The sequence below is a fragment of the Kushneria konosiri genome, from assembly GCF_002155145.1.
Lineage (GTDB): Bacteria > Pseudomonadota > Gammaproteobacteria > Pseudomonadales > Halomonadaceae > Kushneria > Kushneria konosiri.
Map to the genome: position 1 here is coordinate 2347714 of NZ_CP021323.1, position 19678 is coordinate 2367391.

Sequence of the window (19678 nt, forward strand, 5' to 3'; positions counted from 1 at the left end):
TCAGACGCTCTTGCGAGAAGCGCTGCGGGTACCGCCGTCGGCGTGAGTCGTGCCGGTGGCGGCATTCAGGGCCAGAATCGAGCGTTCGACATGCTCGGCCGTTTCAAGTTGCGCGCGCGTGGCGTGAGTGATTTCATCAACTGACGTGCTGGTTTTTTCAATGCCCTCCATGATCTTGTCAAAGGAGGCTCTGGCATCGTGTGAGACGATGTTGCCTTCTTCAATGCGTCGGCTGGATTCTCCCAGCAATCTGTTGATCTGGCGTGTGGCGTCGGAGGATTTTTCGGCCAGTTTCCTGACCTCATCGGCGACAACCGAAAAGCCCAGTCCATGTTCGCCGGCACGGGCCGCTTCGATGGCGGCGTTGAAGGCCAGCAGATTGGTCTGATTGGCAATTTCGCCAATGACCTTGACGATGGCATCCACGTCCTCGGAAGCCTTGCGAATGGCGGCCATGACCTCGACCGAATGCTTTAGCGTATCGCTGCCGCGCTGCGCCTCTTCCCGGGTAAAATGGGCCAGTTGTTGCGTGAGCTGCGCATTTTCGGCAATGGCGTTGATTGACGCATTCAGTCCCGTAACGCTTGAGCTCATTGAGGCGGCCTGATCCCTGATGCTCTCCTCGAGCTTCACCTGATCGGTAATGTCGGTAGCAAATTTGATGATCTTGTAGGGGACGCCCATGGCATCAAGAATCGGGTTATAGGTGCCCTGAATCCAGACGCGACGCCCAAACTTGCCCAAACGGCTGAAACGGCCGCTGAACAGTTCGCCCTGACCGAGTTTTTGCCAGAAATCGCGATATTCGGTGCTGACGACGTGGTCATCTTCACAGAAAATTCGATGATGCTGACCCAGCACTTCATCCAGGGTGTAGCCCATGGTGTGAAGAAAGTTCTGGTTGGCCGCAAGAATGTTGCCCTTGAGATCAAACTCGATCACGGCCTGGGCGCGATCGATCGCCTTGAGACGGCCTTCGAGTTCGGCGCTCTCGCGTTTTCTGGTCGTGATGTCGGTGGCAAACTTGACCACCTTGAAAGGGCGACCATCCATGTCGAGGATCGGATTGTAGGTCGCCTGCAGCCAGACTTCGCGACCATTGCGTCCAATACGCCGGAACTCGCCGCTCATGGTCTTGCCACGATTGAGTTCATCCCAGAAGTGGTGATAGTCATCGCTGCTGACGTCGGCCGGGTCACAAAACATTCGGTGGTGCTGGCCGCGAATATCGTCGATCCGGTAACCGATGGCGCTCAGGAAGTTGGCATTGGCATCGAGGATATGGCCTTCAAGATCGAACTCGATCACCGCCTGAGCATGGCTGATGGCGTTGACCTTGCCTTCAAACTCGGCGTTGGTCAGCTTGCGGGTGGTAATGTCGGTGGCGAACTTGACCACTTTATAGGGCCGGCCAACGGCATCCAGAATCGGGTTATAGGTGGCCTGTAGCCAGACTTCGCTACCGTCCTTGCGAAAACGCTTGTATTCGCCCTGGGCAAATTCACCCTGCGCCAGTTCCTTCCAGAAATTGCGATATTCCGCCGTCCTGATGTAGGTCTCGTTACAGAACATGCGGTGGTGTTCACCGATAACTTCGCTGGCCCGGTAGCCCATGGTGGCCAGAAAGTTGTCGTTGGCGGCCAGGATATTGCCCTTCAGGTCGAACTCGATGACGGCCTGAGCGCGGTTGATGGCCTCCACCTTGCCTTCAAACTCGGCGTCGTGCTGCTTTTGAGCGGTGATGTCGGAGGCAAACTTCACAACTCGTACGGGCTTGCCGGTGTCATCGAAAATGGGGTTATAGGTGGCCTGCAGCCAGATTTCGCGACCGTTGTTACCGATACGTCGATATTCGCCGGCATCAAATTCGCCACGCCCCAGCTTTTGCCAGAAAGAACGATATTCGGCAGAGGCCGCTTCTTCCGGGTCGCAGAACATGCGGTGATGCTTGCCCTTGATATCTTCGAGGGTATAGCCCACTGCCTTCAGAAAGTTTTCATTGGCATCGACAATGATGCCTTCGGTGGTGAACTCGATGACGGCCTGAGCGCGATCAATGGCGGCTCGGAAATAATCTTCTCTGCTAGTAATGTCGGTCATGTGACGGCAATCTCTCATGGAGGCGACCTGATCATTCGCAGCTCAGGGCGTCATGACAACGAGCGCAACGATGGTGCGCATTCTGAAGCTCATATCGACCTTTCCCCGAGCGGCCTTTAGCTCAAATCAATAATCGCCCGGGGCCTGTTACGATGATTCATGGCCAGGCGTGTCAGGAAATACTGTCCAAAAAGACATGCGGAAAGCTTTTGACCCCGGCGATCGGACAAGGGCAGACTGACACGGGGCATGGCGGCGGCATGGCAGCCATTGATGCCCATGTCTTATGCTTGTTTTCGGGACGTCGTTGAATACAACAAGTGCCCGGTTTGTGGACCGGGAAAAGCGAGCGCCAATGACCGACATTGCACTTCCCTTTACGCGCGAGGAATATGCTCAGCGCCTGGCCCGGGTAAGAGCGGCGATGGCGCGTGCCGAGCTGGATCTTCTGATCGTTTATGACCCTTCCAACATGGCATGGCTGACCGGCTATGACGGCTGGTCCTTCTATGTTCACCAGTGTGTGCTGATCAGTCTTGATCAGGATCCGGTCTGGTATGGTCGACGCCAGGACAGCAATGGCGCGATACGCACCTGCTACATGAATCCCGAAACGCATGTGACCTGGTATCCGGACTATTACGTCCAGAACCCCGACATGCATCCGATGGAGTATCTGTCCCAGTCAATTCTGCCCCAGTGGCAGTGGCATCGCGGGCGCATCGGCGTCGAGATGGACAACTACTACTTCTCGGCAAAGGCCTATACCAGCCTGCTGGCAAACCTGCCCGAGGCGACGCTGGTTGATGCCAATGGACTGGTCAACTGGTGCCGGGCGATCAAGTCGCCGACCGAGATCGAGTACATGCGGGTGGCCGGTCGCATCGTGGATGAAATGCATGCCCGCATTCTGGACATGGTCGAGCCGGGCCTGCCCAAGAGCCGGCTGGTGGCGGAAATTTACCGGGCCGGTGTTGAAGGCGTGGAAGGCCATGGCGGTGACTACCCGGCCATCGTGCCGCTGTTGCCCACTGGCAAGGACGCGGCCGCGCCGCATTTGACCTGGGATGATGCGCCGTTCAAACAGGACGAAGGCACCTTTTTTGAGATTGCCGGTGTCTACAAGCGCTATCACGCGCCGCTGTCGCGAACGGTATTTCTCGGGCGCCCGACACGAGACTTCCTGCGTGGGGAATCTGCCCTGCTGGAGGGCATCGAAAACGGGCTTGAGGTCGCCAAACCCGGCAACCGCTGCTGCGATCTGGCCATGGCGCTGGGGGCTGCGATGGACAAGTGGGGCTTCGACCGGGGCGGTGCTCGCTGTGGCTATCCCATCGGTCTGAGCTATCCGCCCGACTGGGGCGAGCGCACCATGAGCCTGCGTCCCAGTGACACCACCGTACTCGAACCCGGCATGACCTTTCACTTCATGCCAGGCATGTGGATGGATGACTGGGGGCTCGAGATCACCGAGTCGATCCTGATCACCGAAACCGGGGTGGAAACCCTCAGCAACTTTCCTCGTCAGCTTTTCGTTAAATAGTGCACCTGTCCCTGGTGGCCCGAGTGAATTCGGGCCGTCGGTCGCACTCACCATAGGGAGCAGTACTGCCCATGCGTCCAAGTCCGATCTCTGCCACTGTCGATTTTGATGCCGATGGCGTCCAGCACGGCTTTCTCAAACTACCGGTCTCTCATGATGAATCCGCCTGGGGGGCGGTGATGATTCCGATTACCGTGGTCAAGAACGGAGAGGGGCCCACCGCGCTTCTGACCGGCGGCAATCACGGTGATGAATATGAGGGCATCACGGCGCTTTTGAAACTCGCCAGACGCCTGACGGCGGAAGAGGTTCAGGGGCGTGTGATCATCGTGCCGATGATGAATCAGCCGGCAGCGCAGGCCGGCAGACGCACCTCGCCGATGGATCGCGGTAATCTCAATCGCAGCTTTCCGGGGGACCCGGATGGTGGCCCGACAAGACAGATTGCCGACTACTTTACCCGCTACCTGGTGCCGATGTGCGACTACGCACTGGATCTACATTCAGGCGGGCGCACGCTGGATATCCTGCCGTTTGCTGCCGCTCACCGACTTGATGATCTCGAGCTTGAACGCAAAAGCCTCAAGGGCGCCATCGACTTTGGCGCCTCGACCGCCATCATGATGTATGAGCTTGATGCGGCAGCGCTCTACGACACGGTGGTGGAAAATCAGGGCAAGGTGCTGGTGACCACCGAGCTGGGCGGTGGCGGTACTTCGACGCCGGCCAGTATCGAGATCAGCGAGCGCGGCGTGCGCAATTTCCTGATCTTTGCCGGTATTACCCAGGGGGAAATTCAGCGCCCGGCGCGCCAGCAGCATGTCGAGATGCCGGACGCCTCCTGCTACGTGCAAAGCGAGCACACGGGGCTTCTGGAAATGACCTGCGCACTCGGCGGGCTGGTCAGGGAAGGCGAAGTAGTCGCACGTATCTGGGATATCACGCGTACCGGTGCCGACCCGGTGGAATATCGCGCCAGCCGTGACGGCCTGGTGCTGGCCCGGCGCTTTCCGGCACGCGTTGAAATGGGCGATACCCTGATCGTCATTGGCGAGGTGGTCGAAACGCTTGAGCGCTAAAGTCGTCACGACAAGTGGCAGCGAACGTCTGCCGGTCGGCATTCGGTATCCATGCGACGGGAGATCATGATGAAGCTCGATCAGTACGATTTTCGTATTCTCGAGATCCTGTCGCGTGACGGGCGCATCACCAAGTCGCGACTGGCCGAGGCCATCAACCTGTCGGTGAGCCCCTGCTGGGAGCGGGTCAGACGCCTTGAGCGTGAGGGCATCATCGAGGGCTACAGTGCCCGAATCAGCGACCGGGCTCGGGTAGCGTTGACGTCGGTATGGATTCAGATCGAGCTTGAGAACCACAGCGTCAGCGTCTTCGAGCGCTTTGAGCGAGTCATGCGCGACACGCCGCAGGTCAGTGAATGTGTGGCCGTGGGGGGCGGTGTGGATTATCTGGTACTGATCGAGGCCGAAAGCATCGATCAGTACCAGCGCCTGATCGATCGCTGGCTGATGGAGGATCTCGCCATTCGGCGCTACTTCACCTATATCGTGACCAAGTCCATCAAAAAGGCATCATCGCCGTTGATCCGGCTCAGGGCGGACAATGCAAATTGAGCGCGACGACGCTTTCGCGTAAACTGATCTCCCATCCTGGTCTGCCTTTCTGGCTGACCTTCGCTCAGCATTAACAGGTTCCCCATGACGACGCGATATATTTTCGTGACCGGTGGCGTTGTGTCTTCTCTTGGTAAAGGCATCGCTGCAGCTTCTCTGGCCGCTATTCTGGAAGCCCGTGGCCTGAAGGTCACGATTCTCAAGCTCGACCCCTATATCAACGTCGATCCGGGCACCATGAGCCCCTTTCAGCACGGTGAAGTCTTTGTCACCGAGGATGGCGCCGAGACCGATCTTGACCTCGGACACTACGAGCGTTTCATTCGCTCGCGCATGACCCAGGCCAATAACTTCACCACCGGCCGCGTCTATGAGCACGTGCTGCGCAAGGAGCGTCGTGGTGATTACCTGGGCGGCACCGTTCAGGTCATTCCGCATATTACCGACGAGATCAAGCGGCGTGTGAAGGCCGGCGCTGAAGGCTACGATGTGGCGCTCGTCGAGATTGGCGGCACCGTGGGTGACATCGAATCCCTGCCGTTTCTGGAAGCCATTCGCCAGCTGCGCAGTGAAGTCGGCTCCAGTCACGCACTGTTCATGCACCTGACGCTGGTGCCCTATATCAAGACGGCCGGCGAGACCAAAACCAAGCCGACCCAGCACAGCGTCAAGGAACTGCGCTCCATCGGCATCCAGCCCGATATTCTGCTGTGTCGCAGCGAAGTCGAGCTTGAAGCCAGTGAGCGTCGCAAGATTGCCCTGTTCACCAACGTGGATGAGCGCGCCGTCATTCCGATGCAGGATGCCGATACCATCTATCGCATTCCGCTGATGCTGCACGATCATGAGCTTGACGACATCGTCTGCGACAAGCTGCGTCTTGATCCGCCAGCGGCGGATCTGAGCGAATGGGTTCGAGTGCTTGATGCCAAGCTCAACCCGCTCAAGACCATCAATATTGCGATGGTCGGCAAATATATGGAGCTGCTTGACGCTTACAAGTCGCTCAACGAATCGCTGATGCATGCCGGCATTCAGACCCGCGTGAAGGTCAATATTGACTATATCGACTCCGAAACCATCGAGCGTGAAGGCGTTGAGCGTCTTGAGGGCAAGGATGCGATTCTGGTGCCGGGTGGTTTCGGCTCGCGCGGTGTGGAAGGCAAGATTGCCACTGCGCGCTACGCTCGTGAAAACGGTATTCCCTATCTGGGCATCTGTCTGGGCATGCAGGTAGCGGTCATCGAGTTTGCTCGTCACAAGGCCGGCTGGCGCGATGCCAACTCCACCGAGTTTACTCACGACACCCGCCATCCCGTGGTCGGTCTGATCACCGAGTGGATCACGCCGGAAGGGCGGATCGAGACCCGCGACGAGTCTTCCGATCTGGGCGGCACCATGCGACTGGGCGGGCAGAGCTGTGTGCTGGCGGAAGGGTCAAAGGCGCGCGAGATCTATGGCAGCGACACGATCGTCGAGCGTCATCGCCATCGCTATGAGATCAACGATCAGTTCGTGGCCGATCTGGAAGCCGCCGGCATGGTCTTCTCCGGCCGCAGCGTGGATCAGTCGCTGGTGGAAATGGTCGAGCTGCCGGATCATCCCTGGTATGTCGCCTGCCAGTTCCATCCCGAATTCACCTCGACCCCGCGCGATGGGCATCCGCTCTTCACCGGTTTTGTCAACGCCGCGCTGGCGCATCGCGCCGCACGAGCACACAAGGCCGGCAATCGCGATCAGCAGGAGCGTGACGATGACAGGCACTGATACCTTGCAGAAAACCGTTGCCATCGGTGATATTTCGACCGGCAATCAGCAGCCGCTGACGCTTTTTGGCGGCATGAATGTGCTTGAGTCACGGGACATGGCCATCGAGGTGGCCCATGCCTGGGTCGAGGCGACGAAGGCGCTGGGCATTCCCTATGTGTTCAAGGCCAGTTTCGACAAGGCCAACCGCAGCTCGATCCACTCCTATCGTGGGCCGGGCCTCGATGAAGGGCTGAAAATTCTCGATGAGATCAAAAGCCGCTTCAACGTGCCGGTATTGACGGATGTGCATGAGCCGAACCAGGCGCGCGCCGTGGCCGATGTTTGTGACGTCATTCAGCTGCCGGCCTTTCTGGCCCGCCAGACCGATCTGGTGGTGGCGATGGCGAAAACCGGCGCGGTGGTCAACATCAAGAAGCCGCAGTTCATTGCCCCGCACGAGATGCGCCACATCATCACCAAATTCGAGGAGGCCGGTAACGATCGGCTGATCCTGTGTGAGCGCGGCTCGAGCTTTGGCTATAACAACCTGGTGGTCGACATGCTTGGCTTTGGCGAGATGAAAAAAACCGGCTACCCGGTCTTTTTCGATGTCACCCATTCGCTGCAGCAGCCCGGCGGGCGTGCCGACAGCGCTGGCGGGCGTCGCCAGCAGGTGGTCGAGCTGGCCCGCTCCGGGGTGGCCACCGGCATCGCCGGCCTGTTCGTCGAGGCGCATCCAGACCCCGACAACGCCCGCTGCGATGGCCCCTGTGCGCTGCCGCTGGATCGACTGACGCCTTTTCTTGAGCAGATCAAAATGCTCGATGGGGTGGTCAAGCATTTCGATCCCATCGATATTCGCTAGTCTCAAAACGCCGATCATCATGATCGGCGTTTTTATTGGTGGAGGCGTCGATGATGTCGGCAGGGTTTTGACTTTAGTCTAACAATGGCGGCGAGTGCGCCGGCATGGCAGGCAAATGAGTCGCTTTCTATGCTTTCATGGTGCGTTCATTCGAGTCCGGTCCGAAGAAGGGACCGGAAGTTTAATCAGTGAGGATGCTTTAGATGGCCGAGATTGTTGATATTCATGGACTCGAAGTGCTCGATTCACGCGGTAACCCCACCGTCATGGCGACAGTGACGCTGGCTGGCGGTATCCGCGAGCAGGCCTATGCGCCGTCGGGTGCGTCTACCGGTTCGCGTGAAGCACTGGAGCTGCGCGACGGCGACAAGTCACGCTATCTGGGCAAGGGTGTCAAAAAGGCCGTGGAAGCCGTCAATACGGTAATCCGTGAGCGCCTCAAGGGCATGGACGCCAGCGATCAGCGCGCGCTGGATCAGGCCATGCTGGAGCTTGACGGCACCGACAACAAGGGCAATCTGGGCGCCAATGCCATTCTCGCCGTTTCATTGGCTGCAGCGCGCGCGGCAGCAACCGAGAAGGGCATGCCGCTTTATGAGCACATTGCCGAACTCTATGGCACGCCGGGTCAGTTCAGCATGCCGCTGCCGATGATGAATATCATGAATGGCGGTGAGCACGCCGATAACAATATCGATATTCAGGAGTTCATGGTCCAGCCGGTCGGCGCCAAGAGCTTTGCCGAAGGCCTGCGCATGGGCGCTGAAATTTTCCACGCCCTGAAAAAGGTGCTCTCCGGTCGCGGACAGTCTACCGCGGTAGGTGATGAAGGTGGCTTCGCACCGAATCTGGAATCCAACGCAGACGCTTTGAGTGCCATTAAGCAGGCGGTCAGCGATGCCGGCTATCAGCTGGGCAGCGACGTCACGCTGGCACTCGACTGCGCGGCTTCCGAGTTCTACAAGGATGGTCAGTACACGCTTTCCGGTGAAAACAAGAGCTTCACCAGCGAAAGCTTTGCCGATTATCTGGCCGAGCTGGTCGATCAGTACCCCATTGTTTCCATTGAGGATGGACTGGACGAGTCGGACTGGGACGGCTGGAAAGCGCTGACCGACAAGCTGGGTGATCGTGTACAGCTGGTCGGCGATGATCTGTTCGTGACCAATACGCGTATCTTCCGTGAAGGCATCGAAAAGGGCATTGGTAATTCGATTCTGATCAAGTTCAACCAGATTGGTTCGCTGACCGAGACGCTTGATGCGATCAAGATGGCACGCGATGCCGGCTACACCGCTGTGATCTCTCATCGTAGTGGCGAGACGGAAGACACCACCATCGCGGATCTGGCCGTAGGCACCTGTGCCGGGCAGATCAAGACCGGCTCCCTGTCACGCAGCGACCGTGTTGCCAAATACAACCGTCTGCTGGTGATCGAAGATCAGCTGGCCGGCAAGGCACCCTACAAGGGGCTGTCAGAAGTGAAGGGTCAATCCTGATTCCTGACCCGAATCACTAAAATTAATCCGGCTACCCATGGTAGTCGGATTTTTTATGCCCGCCCTATATATTTGACGAATCCTGGACGATTACCTTGACCCGATGGGGGGGCAGAACCCACCATATGGATATTCGAAGCGGCCCGATAACGGGCCTGAAGTTACCTTCCCTCTTAAAATATTGATTCGCCTGGTTTTTTTGCCAAAAGAAAACAAGGCGGTCGCTACTTCTCTCGATTAGCGCTTTTTTCAAAATCTTTTAATCGATCAGATATTCTGATCGAGACTCAACTGACGGCGGCAAATGGATGGCCCCGCTCAGAACACCAACGACAAACTTGATTGATGGCGCGCTGGGTATCGGATGGATTCGATTTCTCCGCATGGATGCCGCCGATGGATAGAGAGCCAACGAAATGGCTCAAGGACGCAGGATGCAAGGGCGGCCCCTATGGGCCGCCTTTTTTTATGCGTAAAAGACAGCAATGCTGGCGCCAGGATGCCACAAAAGCACGTGCGGCAGCCGCAGCAGGTGACATGAAAATCAGAGGGGGGAGCGGTCGGGGCAGCTTGGCCCCGATCCGAATATCAGCGCACCAGCTTGTCGATCTTGCCGGGAACACCGTTCCACTCGTCGGCATCGGCCGGCGGATCGCTGCGCTCGTTGATGTTGGGCCACTGCTCGGCGAGATCGGCGTTGATCTCGATAAACTTTTCCTGCCCTTCGGGCAGTTCGTCTTCCGAAAAAATGGCCTCGGCCGGACATTCCGGTTCGCACAGGGCACAGTCAATGCATTCGTCTGGATGAATGACCAGAAAATTGGGACCTTCATAGAAGCAGTCAACCGGGCAGACTTCCACGCAGTCCGTGTATTTACATTGAATGCAGTTCTCGGTGACGACAAAGGTCATGTCACGAACTCCAGGGTAGCAGGCGATCACTGCCCATGCAGGGACAGGCAGTGCTGAAAAGGGGTGTGGGGCGGCCCACAAAGGGGCCTTATTCTAGAAGGCCGGCCCGCCCGGCGACAAGCCGCTTCTGATGAAAGGACGGGCCGACCGACTTACGAGTCCTGTTTTATCTTCTCGCGCCACTGATAGAGCCACTCCTGGGCCTGGCGCGGTGACAGGGCGTCCAGATCCAGCTGCGAGAGTGCCTCAACCACCGGGTGCGGCGTGCTGGCAAAAAGATCATTCTGCCTTGGTGCCGGCGCCTGATGCGGGGCGACCGGGTGCTCGCTGTCCTGAGCCTCCAGCATGAGAAGCTTTTCGCGGGCGCGGGCAATCACGGCGCGGGGCACCCCTGCCAGTTGCGCCACCTGCAGGCCGTAGCTCTGACTGGCCGGGCCTGGCTCGACCCGATGCATGAAGACGATGCCGTCGTTATGCTCGGTGGCATTGAGATGCACATTGGCGACACCTTCTGCCTGCTCGGGTAGACCGGTCATCTCGAAGTAGTGCGTGGCAAACAGTGTGAAGGCGCGCGTACCGGTCAGATGCTCGGCGGCCGCCCAGGCCAGCGATAGCCCGTCAAAGGTGCTGGTGCCGCGGCCGATCTCGTCCATCAGCACCAGACTCTGGTCGGTAGCGTTATGCAGGATGCTGGCCGTTTCGGTCATTTCGACCATGAAGGTCGAACGGCCGCCAGCCAGATCGTCCGAGGAGCCGATACGCGTAAAGATACGATCAATCGGGCCGATTTCGGCATGGCTTGCCGGCACGAAACATCCGGTATGCGCCAGCAGGGCGATCAGCGCGTTCTGACGCATGAAGGTCGATTTACCGCCCATGTTGGGTCCGGTAATCACGAGCATGCGGGTAACATCGTCAAAATGCAGATCGTTGGGCACAAAGGGGTGGCTCGAGACATGCTCGACCACTGGATGCCGGCCGTCACGAATGGTCATGCCGGGCGCCTCACGCAGCGTCGGGCAGACCAGCGACAGCGTCTGCGCGCGTTCGGCAAAAGCGTGTAGTACATCCAGCGTGGCCAGTGCCTGGGCAGTCCGGGTCAGCGCAGTCAGCTCGGCATTGAGGGCCTCGAGCAGGCCGTCGTACAGCAGCTTTTCGCGCGCCAGTGCTCGGGTGCGGGCCGAGAGCGCCTTGTCCTCAAAGGTCTTGAGTTCGGGAATGATGAAACGCTCGGCGTTTTTGAGTGTCTGGCGCCGGATGTAGTCTGCAGGGACTTCACGTGCCTGAGCGCGCGGAATCTCGATGTAGTAGCCGTGGACGCGGTTGTAGCCCACCTTGAGTCCTGAAAGGCCGGTGCGCTCACGTTCGCGTGTTTCCAGCTGGACCAGATAGTCGCCGGCGTTCTCCTGCAGTGCCCTGAATTCGTCGAGTTCCTCATCAAAGCCTTCACGAATGACACCGCCGTCGCGAATCACGACCGGTGGGCTGTCGATCAATGCCCGGGTCAGCGTGTCGGCAAGCTCGGGATAGGGAACGATGTGGCGGGAAAGATCATCCAGCGCACTGCCCCGGGCAATGCCTTCCAGCCGCTCTGCCAGCGCCGGCAAGGCATTGAGGGCATCACGCAGTCGGGCAAGATCACGCGGGCGAGCGCTGAGCAGGGCCACGCGTGCCAGAATGCGTTCCACGTCGCCGATACCGCGGAGGATAGCGTTGAAAGCTTCGACATGGTCCTCTTCGCCCAGAAGCCGCACACCCTGCTGTCGGGCGTTGATCTGATCCCGGTCGCGCAGGGGGCGGTTGAGCCACCGCCTTAAAAGGCGCGCGCCCATCGCCGTGGCTGTGGTATCCAGCACCGAGGCCAGAGTGTTGTCCTGACCGCCCGCCATGTTCTGGTCAATTTCCAGATTGCGTCGGCTGGCGGCGTCGATCACCACCGATTCATCGCGGTTTTCAACGCCGATGGCGGTGATGTGGGGCAGGGCGGTGCGCTGAGTATCGCGTACATAATCGATCAGTACACCGCCGGCCGTCAGTGCCCGGGTCAGGTGGTCGCAGCCAAAGCCGGAAAGGTTTTGTACCTGCAGCTGATCGCACAGAAGACGCCGGGAGGTTTCCAGATCAAAGTGCCAGTCGCTCTGGCGCCGCAGACCGGGGCGTTCTTCCAGACGTGCGGGCAGGCGCAGGCTTTCCATGACCAGAAGCTCGGCAGGATCAAGCCGGTGCAGTTCGGCGAGCATGTCGCCTTCGCCTTCGACTTCCAACACACTGAAGCGCCCGCTGGAGAGCTCGAGCCAAGCCAGTCCCCAGTGGTCATTATCGCCATGAAGTGCTGCAACCAGGTTGTCACGGCGCTCGTCAAGCAGCGCTTCATCGTGCAGCGTGCCGGGGGTAACAATCCGTACGACCCGACGCTCGACCGGCCCCTTGGCGGTCGCCGGGTCGCCGATCTGCTCACAGATGGCGACAGATTCGCCCATGCGCACCAGCCGGGCCAGATAGCCTTCTGCGCTGTGATAGGGCACGCCCGCCATGGGAATGGGCGCGCCGTTGGAGGTGCCGCGTGCGGTCAGTGTAATGTCGAGCAGTGAGGCCGCGCGTCTGGCATCGTCATGAAAGAGTTCGTAGAAGTCTCCCATGCGGTAGAACAGCAATACATCGGGATGCTCGCGCTTGATACGAAAATACTGCGCCATCATCGGCGTCGGTTGGGACTCGGTCTTGCCTGCCACGTGAAATTGACCCTGTCCAAGGACATGTGAGGTGAAAGGGCATCAGATTATCATGATCCGCTGCCTCCCCTGTATTGCTATAGTGCAGACAGCAAGCGTTCAACGCGTGTACAGCATGCGATGGTGAGGGCGTACCCATTGTCTGTGGTGATCAAGTACCATGGATGGCCTTGAATTCGATGTGATCGGCGGGGAGTTATCATGGCAACAGCATCAGGCATACAGGAGCTGGCCAGCCGGCTGTGTCTGCTCTGTCAGCAGCAGCGTGTGGTGCTGACTACCGCCGAATCCTGTACCGGTGGCGGGGTGGCGCGCGCCATTACCGACATTGCTGGCAGCTCGTCATGTTTCGAAACCGGCTACGTGACCTATTCCAACGCCGCCAAGCAGCGCCTGCTGGGTGTGTCGTCGGTGTCTCTTGAGCTTTTCGGTGCGGTCAGTGAAACCGTGGTCCATGAGATGGTGCGCGGTGCCTGTCGCGACAGCGGCGCAGATCTTGGCGTGGCCATCAGTGGCGTGGCAGGACCTGGCGGCGGATCACCCGAAAAGCCGGTAGGCACCGTCTGGCTGGCGTGGGGCAACGCCACCCAGAGTCAGGCTCAGTGCTATCGCCTTGACGGAGAGCGCCTCGAGGTGCGTCGTGATGCCGTAGCACTGGCACTCAGGGGACTGATCGAACGTCTGCAGGAAAACCCCTTTGACTAACGTGCGTCTGCACCGCCTTTTTAGCCTTTTGATGAAATAAGTCATCAAAAGGATGTGACAGACCGTATTTTTGGTTTAAAATACTGGATAAGCATACAGCTTAATGGCGTATCAGCGTCAGGCTGACCCGACAGGAGGGCCAACATGGCACAGGATGACAACCGCTCCAAGGCACTTAATGCAGCGCTATCCCAGATCGAGCGACAGTTCGGCAAGGGTGCCGTCATGCGCATGGGCGATACGCCCCGCGTGGCAATTCCCGCCGTGTCTACCGGCTCGCTGGGACTCGATATCGCGCTTGGCGTAGGCGGTCTGCCCTATGGGCGTATTGTTGAGATTTTCGGTCCCGAGGCTTCGGGTAAAACCACCATTACCCTGTCCGTCATTGCTCAGGCGCAAAAGCAGGGCAAGACCTGCGCCTTTATCGATGCCGAACACGCACTCGATCCCAGCTACGCCGAAAAACTGGGCGTCAATCTTGATGACATGCTGGTCTCCCAGCCCGATACCGGTGAGCAGGCCCTCGAGATCTGCGACATGCTGGTGCGCTCCGGCGGCGTAGACGTCATCGTGGTCGACTCTGTTGCCGCTTTGACACCGCGTGCCGAGATTGAAGGCGAGATGGGCGATTCCCACGTTGGCCTTCAGGCGCGTCTGATGTCACAGGCGCTGCGCAAGGTGACCGGACACATCAAGAATGCCAATTGCATGGTGATGTTCGTCAACCAGATCCGCATGAAAATCGGTGTCATGTTTGGTAATCCCGAAACGACTACCGGTGGTAACGCACTCAAGTTCTACTCGAGCGTGCGTCTGGACATTCGCCGGACCGGCTCGGTCAAGCAGGGCGATGAGGCCGTGGGCAATGAAACCCGCGTCAAGGTCGTCAAGAACAAGGTGGCACCGCCGTTTCGTCAGGCCGAGTTCCAGATCCTCTATGGCAAGGGAATCTACCATGCTGGCGAAGTGGTTGATCTCGGTGTCCAGTGCAACCTGGTCAACAAGGCCGGTGCCTGGTACAGCTACAAGGGCAACAAGATCGGGCAGGGCAAGGCCAACGCCGCCCAGTATCTTGAAGATAACCCCGAAGTCATGCAGGAGATCGAAGACGCCATCCGCGGCCAGCTTCTGACGACTCCGAAAACGAAGGAAGAAGAGAAGGCGGCAGAAGAAGCCGAAGCACCGGCTGATGCCGGTGGTGACGAACTTCTGTAATCGTTATCTCGCCATGGTGGTATTGAAAGGGGCACGCTCAATGGAGCGTGCCCCTTTTGCGTTGACGTATAAAAATGGAGAGAACGTTGATGTCACAGAGAACGCCTTATGAAGAGGCCATCACACTGCTGGCCCGGCGTGAATATACTCGTAGCGAACTCGAGGAGCGGTTATTGCGTCACGAGCATGCGCCCGAGGAGGTCAATGCGCTGCTGGATCGTCTTGCCGAGGAAAATCTGCAGTCCGATGCTCGGTTTGTGGAACATTTCGTCCGCTCGCGCATCGCGCGTTTGCAGGGGCCGCGCAAGATCAGCGCAGAACTGTCCGGACGGGGGATCGAACGCGACATGATTGCTCAGGCGCTGGAAGAGAGCAGCGCAGACTGGACATCGCTTGCCGCCGAGGCGCTTCAGCGCCGTTTTGACGGGCCCGGCGACGACATGAAAGCCCGTGCCAAGCGCCAGCGCTTTCTGGCATCACGTGGGTTTGACGGCCAGCAGTGCAGCAGTGCCCTGCGGCTTGCCTGGCCGTCGTGACATCCTGGCTTGGCATGTCACGTCCGGCATGAGGCAAAATGGAGCGCATGCGGACTGTCGCACCCGGATGCGACATACTGATACATTAAGCCGCCAAAATTCGTCTCGTCGTGATCCTGTATTTCATGATGTGCTCACGGGCGAGACATGGAAGACCATGAGGGTCACTCCTCGAGGCGCATGTTGACGACAGGCGACGGTTGCCATGCACCCATCGTTTGATGCATCGCTCGTTGCCTCATTCAAATGACCTGACCCATTGTTTACGGGAAGCCCATGAAAAGCGCCGACATACGACAAGCATTTCTGAATTTTTTTGAACAGCATGGCCATACCCAGGTGCCTTCCAGTTCACTGGTACCTGATAACGACCCCACGCTGCTTTTCACCAATGCCGGTATGGTGCCTTTCAAGGATGTCTTTTTGGGGCGCGATCCCAGGCCCTATGTTCGGGCAACTTCGGCGCAGCGCTGTGTCAGGGCCGGCGGCAAGCACAATGACCTGGACAACGTCGGCTATACCGCGCGCCACCACACCCTGTTTGAAATGCTGGGCAACTTCAGCTTCGGCGACTATTTCAAGCGTGAGGCCATTCAATACGCCTGGCAGTTTCTGACGGTCAACCTGGGGCTGCCTGCCGATAAGCTCTGGGTCACGGTGCATGTCAGCGATGACGAAGCGGCCGATATCTGGTTAAACGAAATCGGGGTCAGCGCCGAGCGCTTCTCGCGTCTGGAAGAAGACAACTTCTGGCAGATGGGCGAAACCGGACCGTGCGGCCCTTCTTCGGAAATCTTTTTCGATCATGGCCCGGACGTGTTTGGTGGTCCTCCGGGAAGCCCGGATGAAGACGGCGATCGCTACATCGAGGTCTGGAATCTGGTTTTCATGCAGTATGACCGCGACGCTCAGGGCAACATGACGCCGCTGCCCAGTCCTTCCATCGATACCGGCATGGGCCTTGAGCGGATTGCCGCCGTCATGCAGGGCGTGCACTCCAACTATGAGATTGATCTTTTCAAGCGTCTGCTGGCTTCTGCTGCCGAGATTACCGGCCAGGACGACATCCATCAGCCCTCATTGCGCGTGATTGCCGATCACATTCGTTCATGCGCCTTTTTGATTGTTGATGGCGTGATGCCCTCCAACGAAGGGCGCGGCTATGTGCTGCGTCGTATCATTCGTCGCGCAGTCCGCCACGGTCACAAGCTGGGCGCGCGTCAGCCTTTCTTCCATCGTCTGGTCGCAGCACTGGATGAGGAAATGGGGGAGGCCTATCCCGAGTTGCGCGCGCGTCGCGAGCAGATCGAAAGAGTGCTGTTGCGTGAAGAGGAGCAGTTCGCCCGCACGCTGGACCACGGCATGCGCCTGCTCGATGAAGCACTGGCCGGGCTCGAGTCCAGTGAGCTGAATGGCGAGACCATCTTCAAGCTGTACGACACCTACGGTTTTCCCTATGACCTGACCGCCGACATTGCCCGCGAACGCAATATCACCCTCGATGAAGCCGGCTTCCTGCGCGAGCTCGAGGCACAGCGCGAGCGCGCTCGTGCAGCCAGTCAGTTCGGGGCTCGTCTGGAGACGAACATCGACCTTGACGGGGCCACCGAGTTTGTCGGGCGTGATCGTCTGGTCGCACAGGCGCAGGTGCTGACGCTGCTCAATGACGACGGGCAGCAGGTCGATCAGCTCGAAGCCGGCCAGAGCGGCGCCGTGGTGCTGGACGAAACGCCGTTTTACGCCGAGTCCGGCGGTCAGATTGGCGATCGCGGTACCCTGACGCTGCCGGGCGTCGTATTCAACGTCCGCGATACCCAGAAACGCGGGCAGCACTTCGTACATCTGGGCGAGGTCAGCGAAGGCGTCCTGAGCGCGCAGGCAAAAGTGGAGGCCAGCGTCGAGGTGCCGGCTCGTCACGCCATCATGCGTAACCATTCGGCTACCCACCTGCTGCATGAATCGCTGCGTCGCGTGCTCGGCACGCACGTACAGCAAAAGGGCTCACAGGTGGGTGATGAACGGCTACGCTTTGACTTCAGCCACAACGAAGCCATGACATCCGAAGAGCTCGAGCGCGTTGAAGCCATGATCAATGAGCAGGTCATGGCGAACACGCCCGTGACCACGCAGCTGATGACCCTGGATGAGGCGCGCAGGCTGGGGGCTCAGGCGCTGTTTGAAGCCAAATATGGCGAAAGCGTGCGCGTATTGACCATGGGCAGCGATGACTTCTCCATCGAGCTGTGTGGCGGCACTCATGTCCTGCGCACCGGTGACATCGGTCCGGTAAGATTGCTTGCCGAGACGGGTGTGGCGGCCGGCGTGCGTCGTATCGAGGCCATCTCCGGTCATGCGACCCTGCGCTGGTTCCGCGATCAGCAGTCGCTGGTGACGCGTCTGGCCGATCAGGTGCGCGCACGCCCCGATCAGCTCGAAACACGGGTAGGCAGTCTTCTGGAGCGTAATCGTGAACTCGAGCGCGAGCTTGAGCGCAATCGCGCCAGGCTGGCCAGTCAGGCCGGCAGTGACCTGCTGGACGCGGCTGAAGAGATTGGCGGTGTCCGTGTCCTTGCCCGTCAGCTGGAGGGTGTGGGCGCGAAGGAACTTCGCGGTGTCATGGATCAGATGAAAAACAAACTGGGTTCCGGGGTAATTGTTCTGGCCGTGGCAGGGGATGACAAGGTCAATCTGATTGCCGGTGTCACGCAGGATCTGGTGGATCGGCTCAGTGCCGGCAGTCTCGTCAGTGCCATTGCCCCCATGGTGGGTGGACGTGGCGGCGGTCGTGCCGACATGGCTCAGGCCGGTGGCAGCGACGTCAGTGGCGTGGACAACGCCCTGCAGGCCGCACGCCGGTGGGTTGCCGAAACACTCGAGGGATGATGGTCCAATACATCAACGAAAGGGAGCATCCATGGCGCTTTACGTACAAAAATTCGGTGGTACTTCGGTAGGCAGCGTTGAGCGAATCAAGGCGGTAGCCGAGAAGGTCAAGGGGTTTCGGGATCAGGGGCATCAGATCGTGGTGGTGGTATCGGCCATGAGTGGTGAAACCAATCGTCTGATTGAAATGGCCTCACAGATCAACGAAGAGCCCACGCCGCGTGAAATGGACATGCTGGTGTCGACCGGCGAACAGGTCACGATTTCACTGCTGGCCATGGCCCTGCATCAGCTGGGCGTCAAGGCGACCTCCTATACCGGTGCCCAGATTGGTATTCGCACCGACAGCGCCCACACCCGTGCCCGCATTCAGCGCATCGAAACCGATGAGCTGCGCGACGACCTTGAAGAAGGGCAGGTTGTGGTTGTGGCCGGTTTTCAGGGCGTCGACAGCGAAGGCAATATCACAACGCTGGGTCGCGGCGGCTCCGATACCACCGGCGTGGCGCTGGCGGCTGCTCTCAAGGCCGACGAGTGCCAGATTTACACCGATGTCGATGGCGTCTATACCACCGACCCGCGTGTCTGCGCCAAGGCGCGTCGTCTGGAAAGCATCACGGTCGAGGAAATGCTGGAGATGGCCAGCCTCGGCTCCAAGGTACTTCAGATTCGTGCCGTTGAATTTGCCGGCAAATACAACGTCCCGCTGCGTGTACTGTCCTCCTTTGAGGATGGCCCGGGAACCCTGATTACTGCTGATGAAGAGATTTCGAATATGGAAGAGCCGCTGATTTCGGGTATCGCCTTCAATAACAACGAAGCCAAGCTGACCGTTTTGAATACGCCCGATGTACCGGGGGTCGCCTCGCGCATTCTGGGGCCGATTTCGGATGCCAATATTGAAGTCGACATGATCGTTCAGAATGTGGCCCCTTCTGGCGGTTATACCGACTTTACCTTCACGGTCGCCAAAAACGACTTTCGCCAGACCCAGCGCATTCTGCAGGAACAGGTCATTCCGTCGCTGGGCGGTGGTGAAGTGCGCGGTGACGACAAGATCGCCAAGGTTTCGCTGGTGGGCGTGGGTATGCGCTCGCACGCAGGCGTTGCCAGCCGGATGTTCCGGGTGCTGGCCGATGAGGGCATCAATATTCGTATGGTCTCGACTTCAGAGATCAAGATTTCCGTCGTTATTGACGAAAAGTTCCTTGAACTTGCCGTACGATCGCTGCATACCGCATTTGGTCTTGATAAGGCCGATGTGAGCGAAGAAGACGAAAAAACACGGTAATACCGGGTAACGGACTG

At 58.8% G+C, this 19678-nt stretch carries 14 protein-coding genes; 11 read left to right on the forward strand and 3 right to left on the reverse strand.

The genetic code is table 11. The features are described from left to right. A complete protein-coding gene (locus B9G99_RS10905; protein ID WP_148663947.1) occupies positions 1 to 2100 on the reverse strand; it encodes a methyl-accepting chemotaxis protein in 2100 nt (699 codons plus the stop codon). Between the two features lie 355 nt (positions 2101 to 2455). Here B9G99_RS10905 and doeA point away from each other — a divergent pair, with 355 nt between their 5' ends. From doeA to eno, 6 genes are all read left to right on the forward strand, one after another. After that, on the forward strand, positions 2456 to 3643 hold the full coding sequence (gene doeA, locus B9G99_RS10910; protein WP_086622179.1) for an ectoine hydrolase DoeA: 1188 nt from the start codon (positions 2456 to 2458) through the stop codon (positions 3641 to 3643). A gap of 71 nt (positions 3644 to 3714) precedes the next feature. Beyond that, on the forward strand, positions 3715 to 4722 hold the full coding sequence (gene doeB / locus B9G99_RS10915) for a N(2)-acetyl-L-2,4-diaminobutanoate deacetylase DoeB (protein WP_086622180.1): 1008 nt from the start codon (positions 3715 to 3717) through the stop codon (positions 4720 to 4722). A 69-nt stretch (positions 4723 to 4791) separates the two neighbouring features. Then, positions 4792 to 5274 carry an Lrp/AsnC family transcriptional regulator gene (locus tag B9G99_RS10920; RefSeq protein ID WP_086622181.1) on the forward strand — a complete coding sequence of 161 codons (483 nt, stop codon included), beginning with the start codon at positions 4792 to 4794 and terminating at the stop codon, positions 5272 to 5274. A gap of 84 nt (positions 5275 to 5358) precedes the next feature. Beyond that, a complete protein-coding gene (locus B9G99_RS10925; RefSeq protein WP_086622182.1) occupies positions 5359 to 7041 on the forward strand; it encodes a CTP synthase in 1683 nt (560 codons plus the stop codon). Continuing rightward, positions 7028 to 7888: a 3-deoxy-8-phosphooctulonate synthase gene (kdsA, locus tag B9G99_RS10930; RefSeq protein WP_086622183.1), complete on the forward strand. Its 861-nt coding sequence runs from the start codon at positions 7028 to 7030 to the stop codon at positions 7886 to 7888. The genes B9G99_RS10925 and kdsA overlap by 14 nt, the downstream gene beginning before the upstream one ends. Before the next feature lie 203 nt (positions 7889 to 8091). Then, positions 8092 to 9387 carry a phosphopyruvate hydratase gene (eno, locus tag B9G99_RS10935; protein ID WP_086622184.1) on the forward strand — a complete coding sequence of 432 codons (1296 nt, stop codon included), beginning with the start codon at positions 8092 to 8094 and terminating at the stop codon, positions 9385 to 9387. A gap of 588 nt (positions 9388 to 9975) precedes the next feature. Here eno and fdxA read toward each other — a convergent pair. Together fdxA and mutS are read right to left on the reverse strand one after the other, a co-directional pair. Continuing rightward, the gene (gene fdxA / locus B9G99_RS10940) at positions 9976 to 10299 is read right to left on the reverse strand and encodes a ferredoxin FdxA (protein WP_086622185.1); all 324 of its coding nucleotides are present in this window, start codon (positions 10297 to 10299) and stop codon (positions 9976 to 9978) included. A 152-nt stretch (positions 10300 to 10451) separates the two neighbouring features. Next, positions 10452 to 12998, reverse strand: a complete 2547-nt coding sequence (mutS, locus tag B9G99_RS10945; RefSeq protein WP_086622186.1) for a DNA mismatch repair protein MutS — start codon at positions 12996 to 12998, stop codon at positions 10452 to 10454. 234 nt (positions 12999 to 13232) lie between these two features. On the opposite strand from mutS, the gene B9G99_RS10950 reads away from it, so the two are divergent. The 5 genes from B9G99_RS10950 to B9G99_RS10970 all read left to right on the forward strand — a co-directional run bounded on the left by B9G99_RS10950 (position 13233) and on the right by B9G99_RS10970 (position 19661). Beyond that, positions 13233 to 13736: a CinA family protein gene (locus B9G99_RS10950; RefSeq protein WP_086622187.1), complete on the forward strand. Its 504-nt coding sequence runs from the start codon at positions 13233 to 13235 to the stop codon at positions 13734 to 13736. A gap of 144 nt (positions 13737 to 13880) precedes the next feature. Next, positions 13881 to 14951, forward strand: coding sequence for a recombinase RecA (recA, locus tag B9G99_RS10955; protein ID WP_086622188.1), 1071 nt, complete (start codon positions 13881 to 13883; stop codon positions 14949 to 14951). 89 nt (positions 14952 to 15040) lie between these two features. Then, a complete protein-coding gene (locus B9G99_RS10960; RefSeq protein WP_086622189.1) occupies positions 15041 to 15487 on the forward strand; it encodes a regulatory protein RecX in 447 nt (148 codons plus the stop codon). A 276-nt stretch (positions 15488 to 15763) separates the two neighbouring features. Then, entirely contained in the window at positions 15764 to 18370 is a 2607-nt protein-coding gene (gene alaS / locus B9G99_RS10965; protein WP_086622190.1) for an alanine--tRNA ligase, read from the forward strand. Positions 18371 to 18401: 31 nt separating this feature from the next. Further along, on the forward strand, positions 18402 to 19661 hold the full coding sequence (locus B9G99_RS10970) for an aspartate kinase (protein ID WP_086622191.1): 1260 nt from the start codon (positions 18402 to 18404) through the stop codon (positions 19659 to 19661). Positions 19662 to 19678 lie beyond the last annotated feature (17 nt).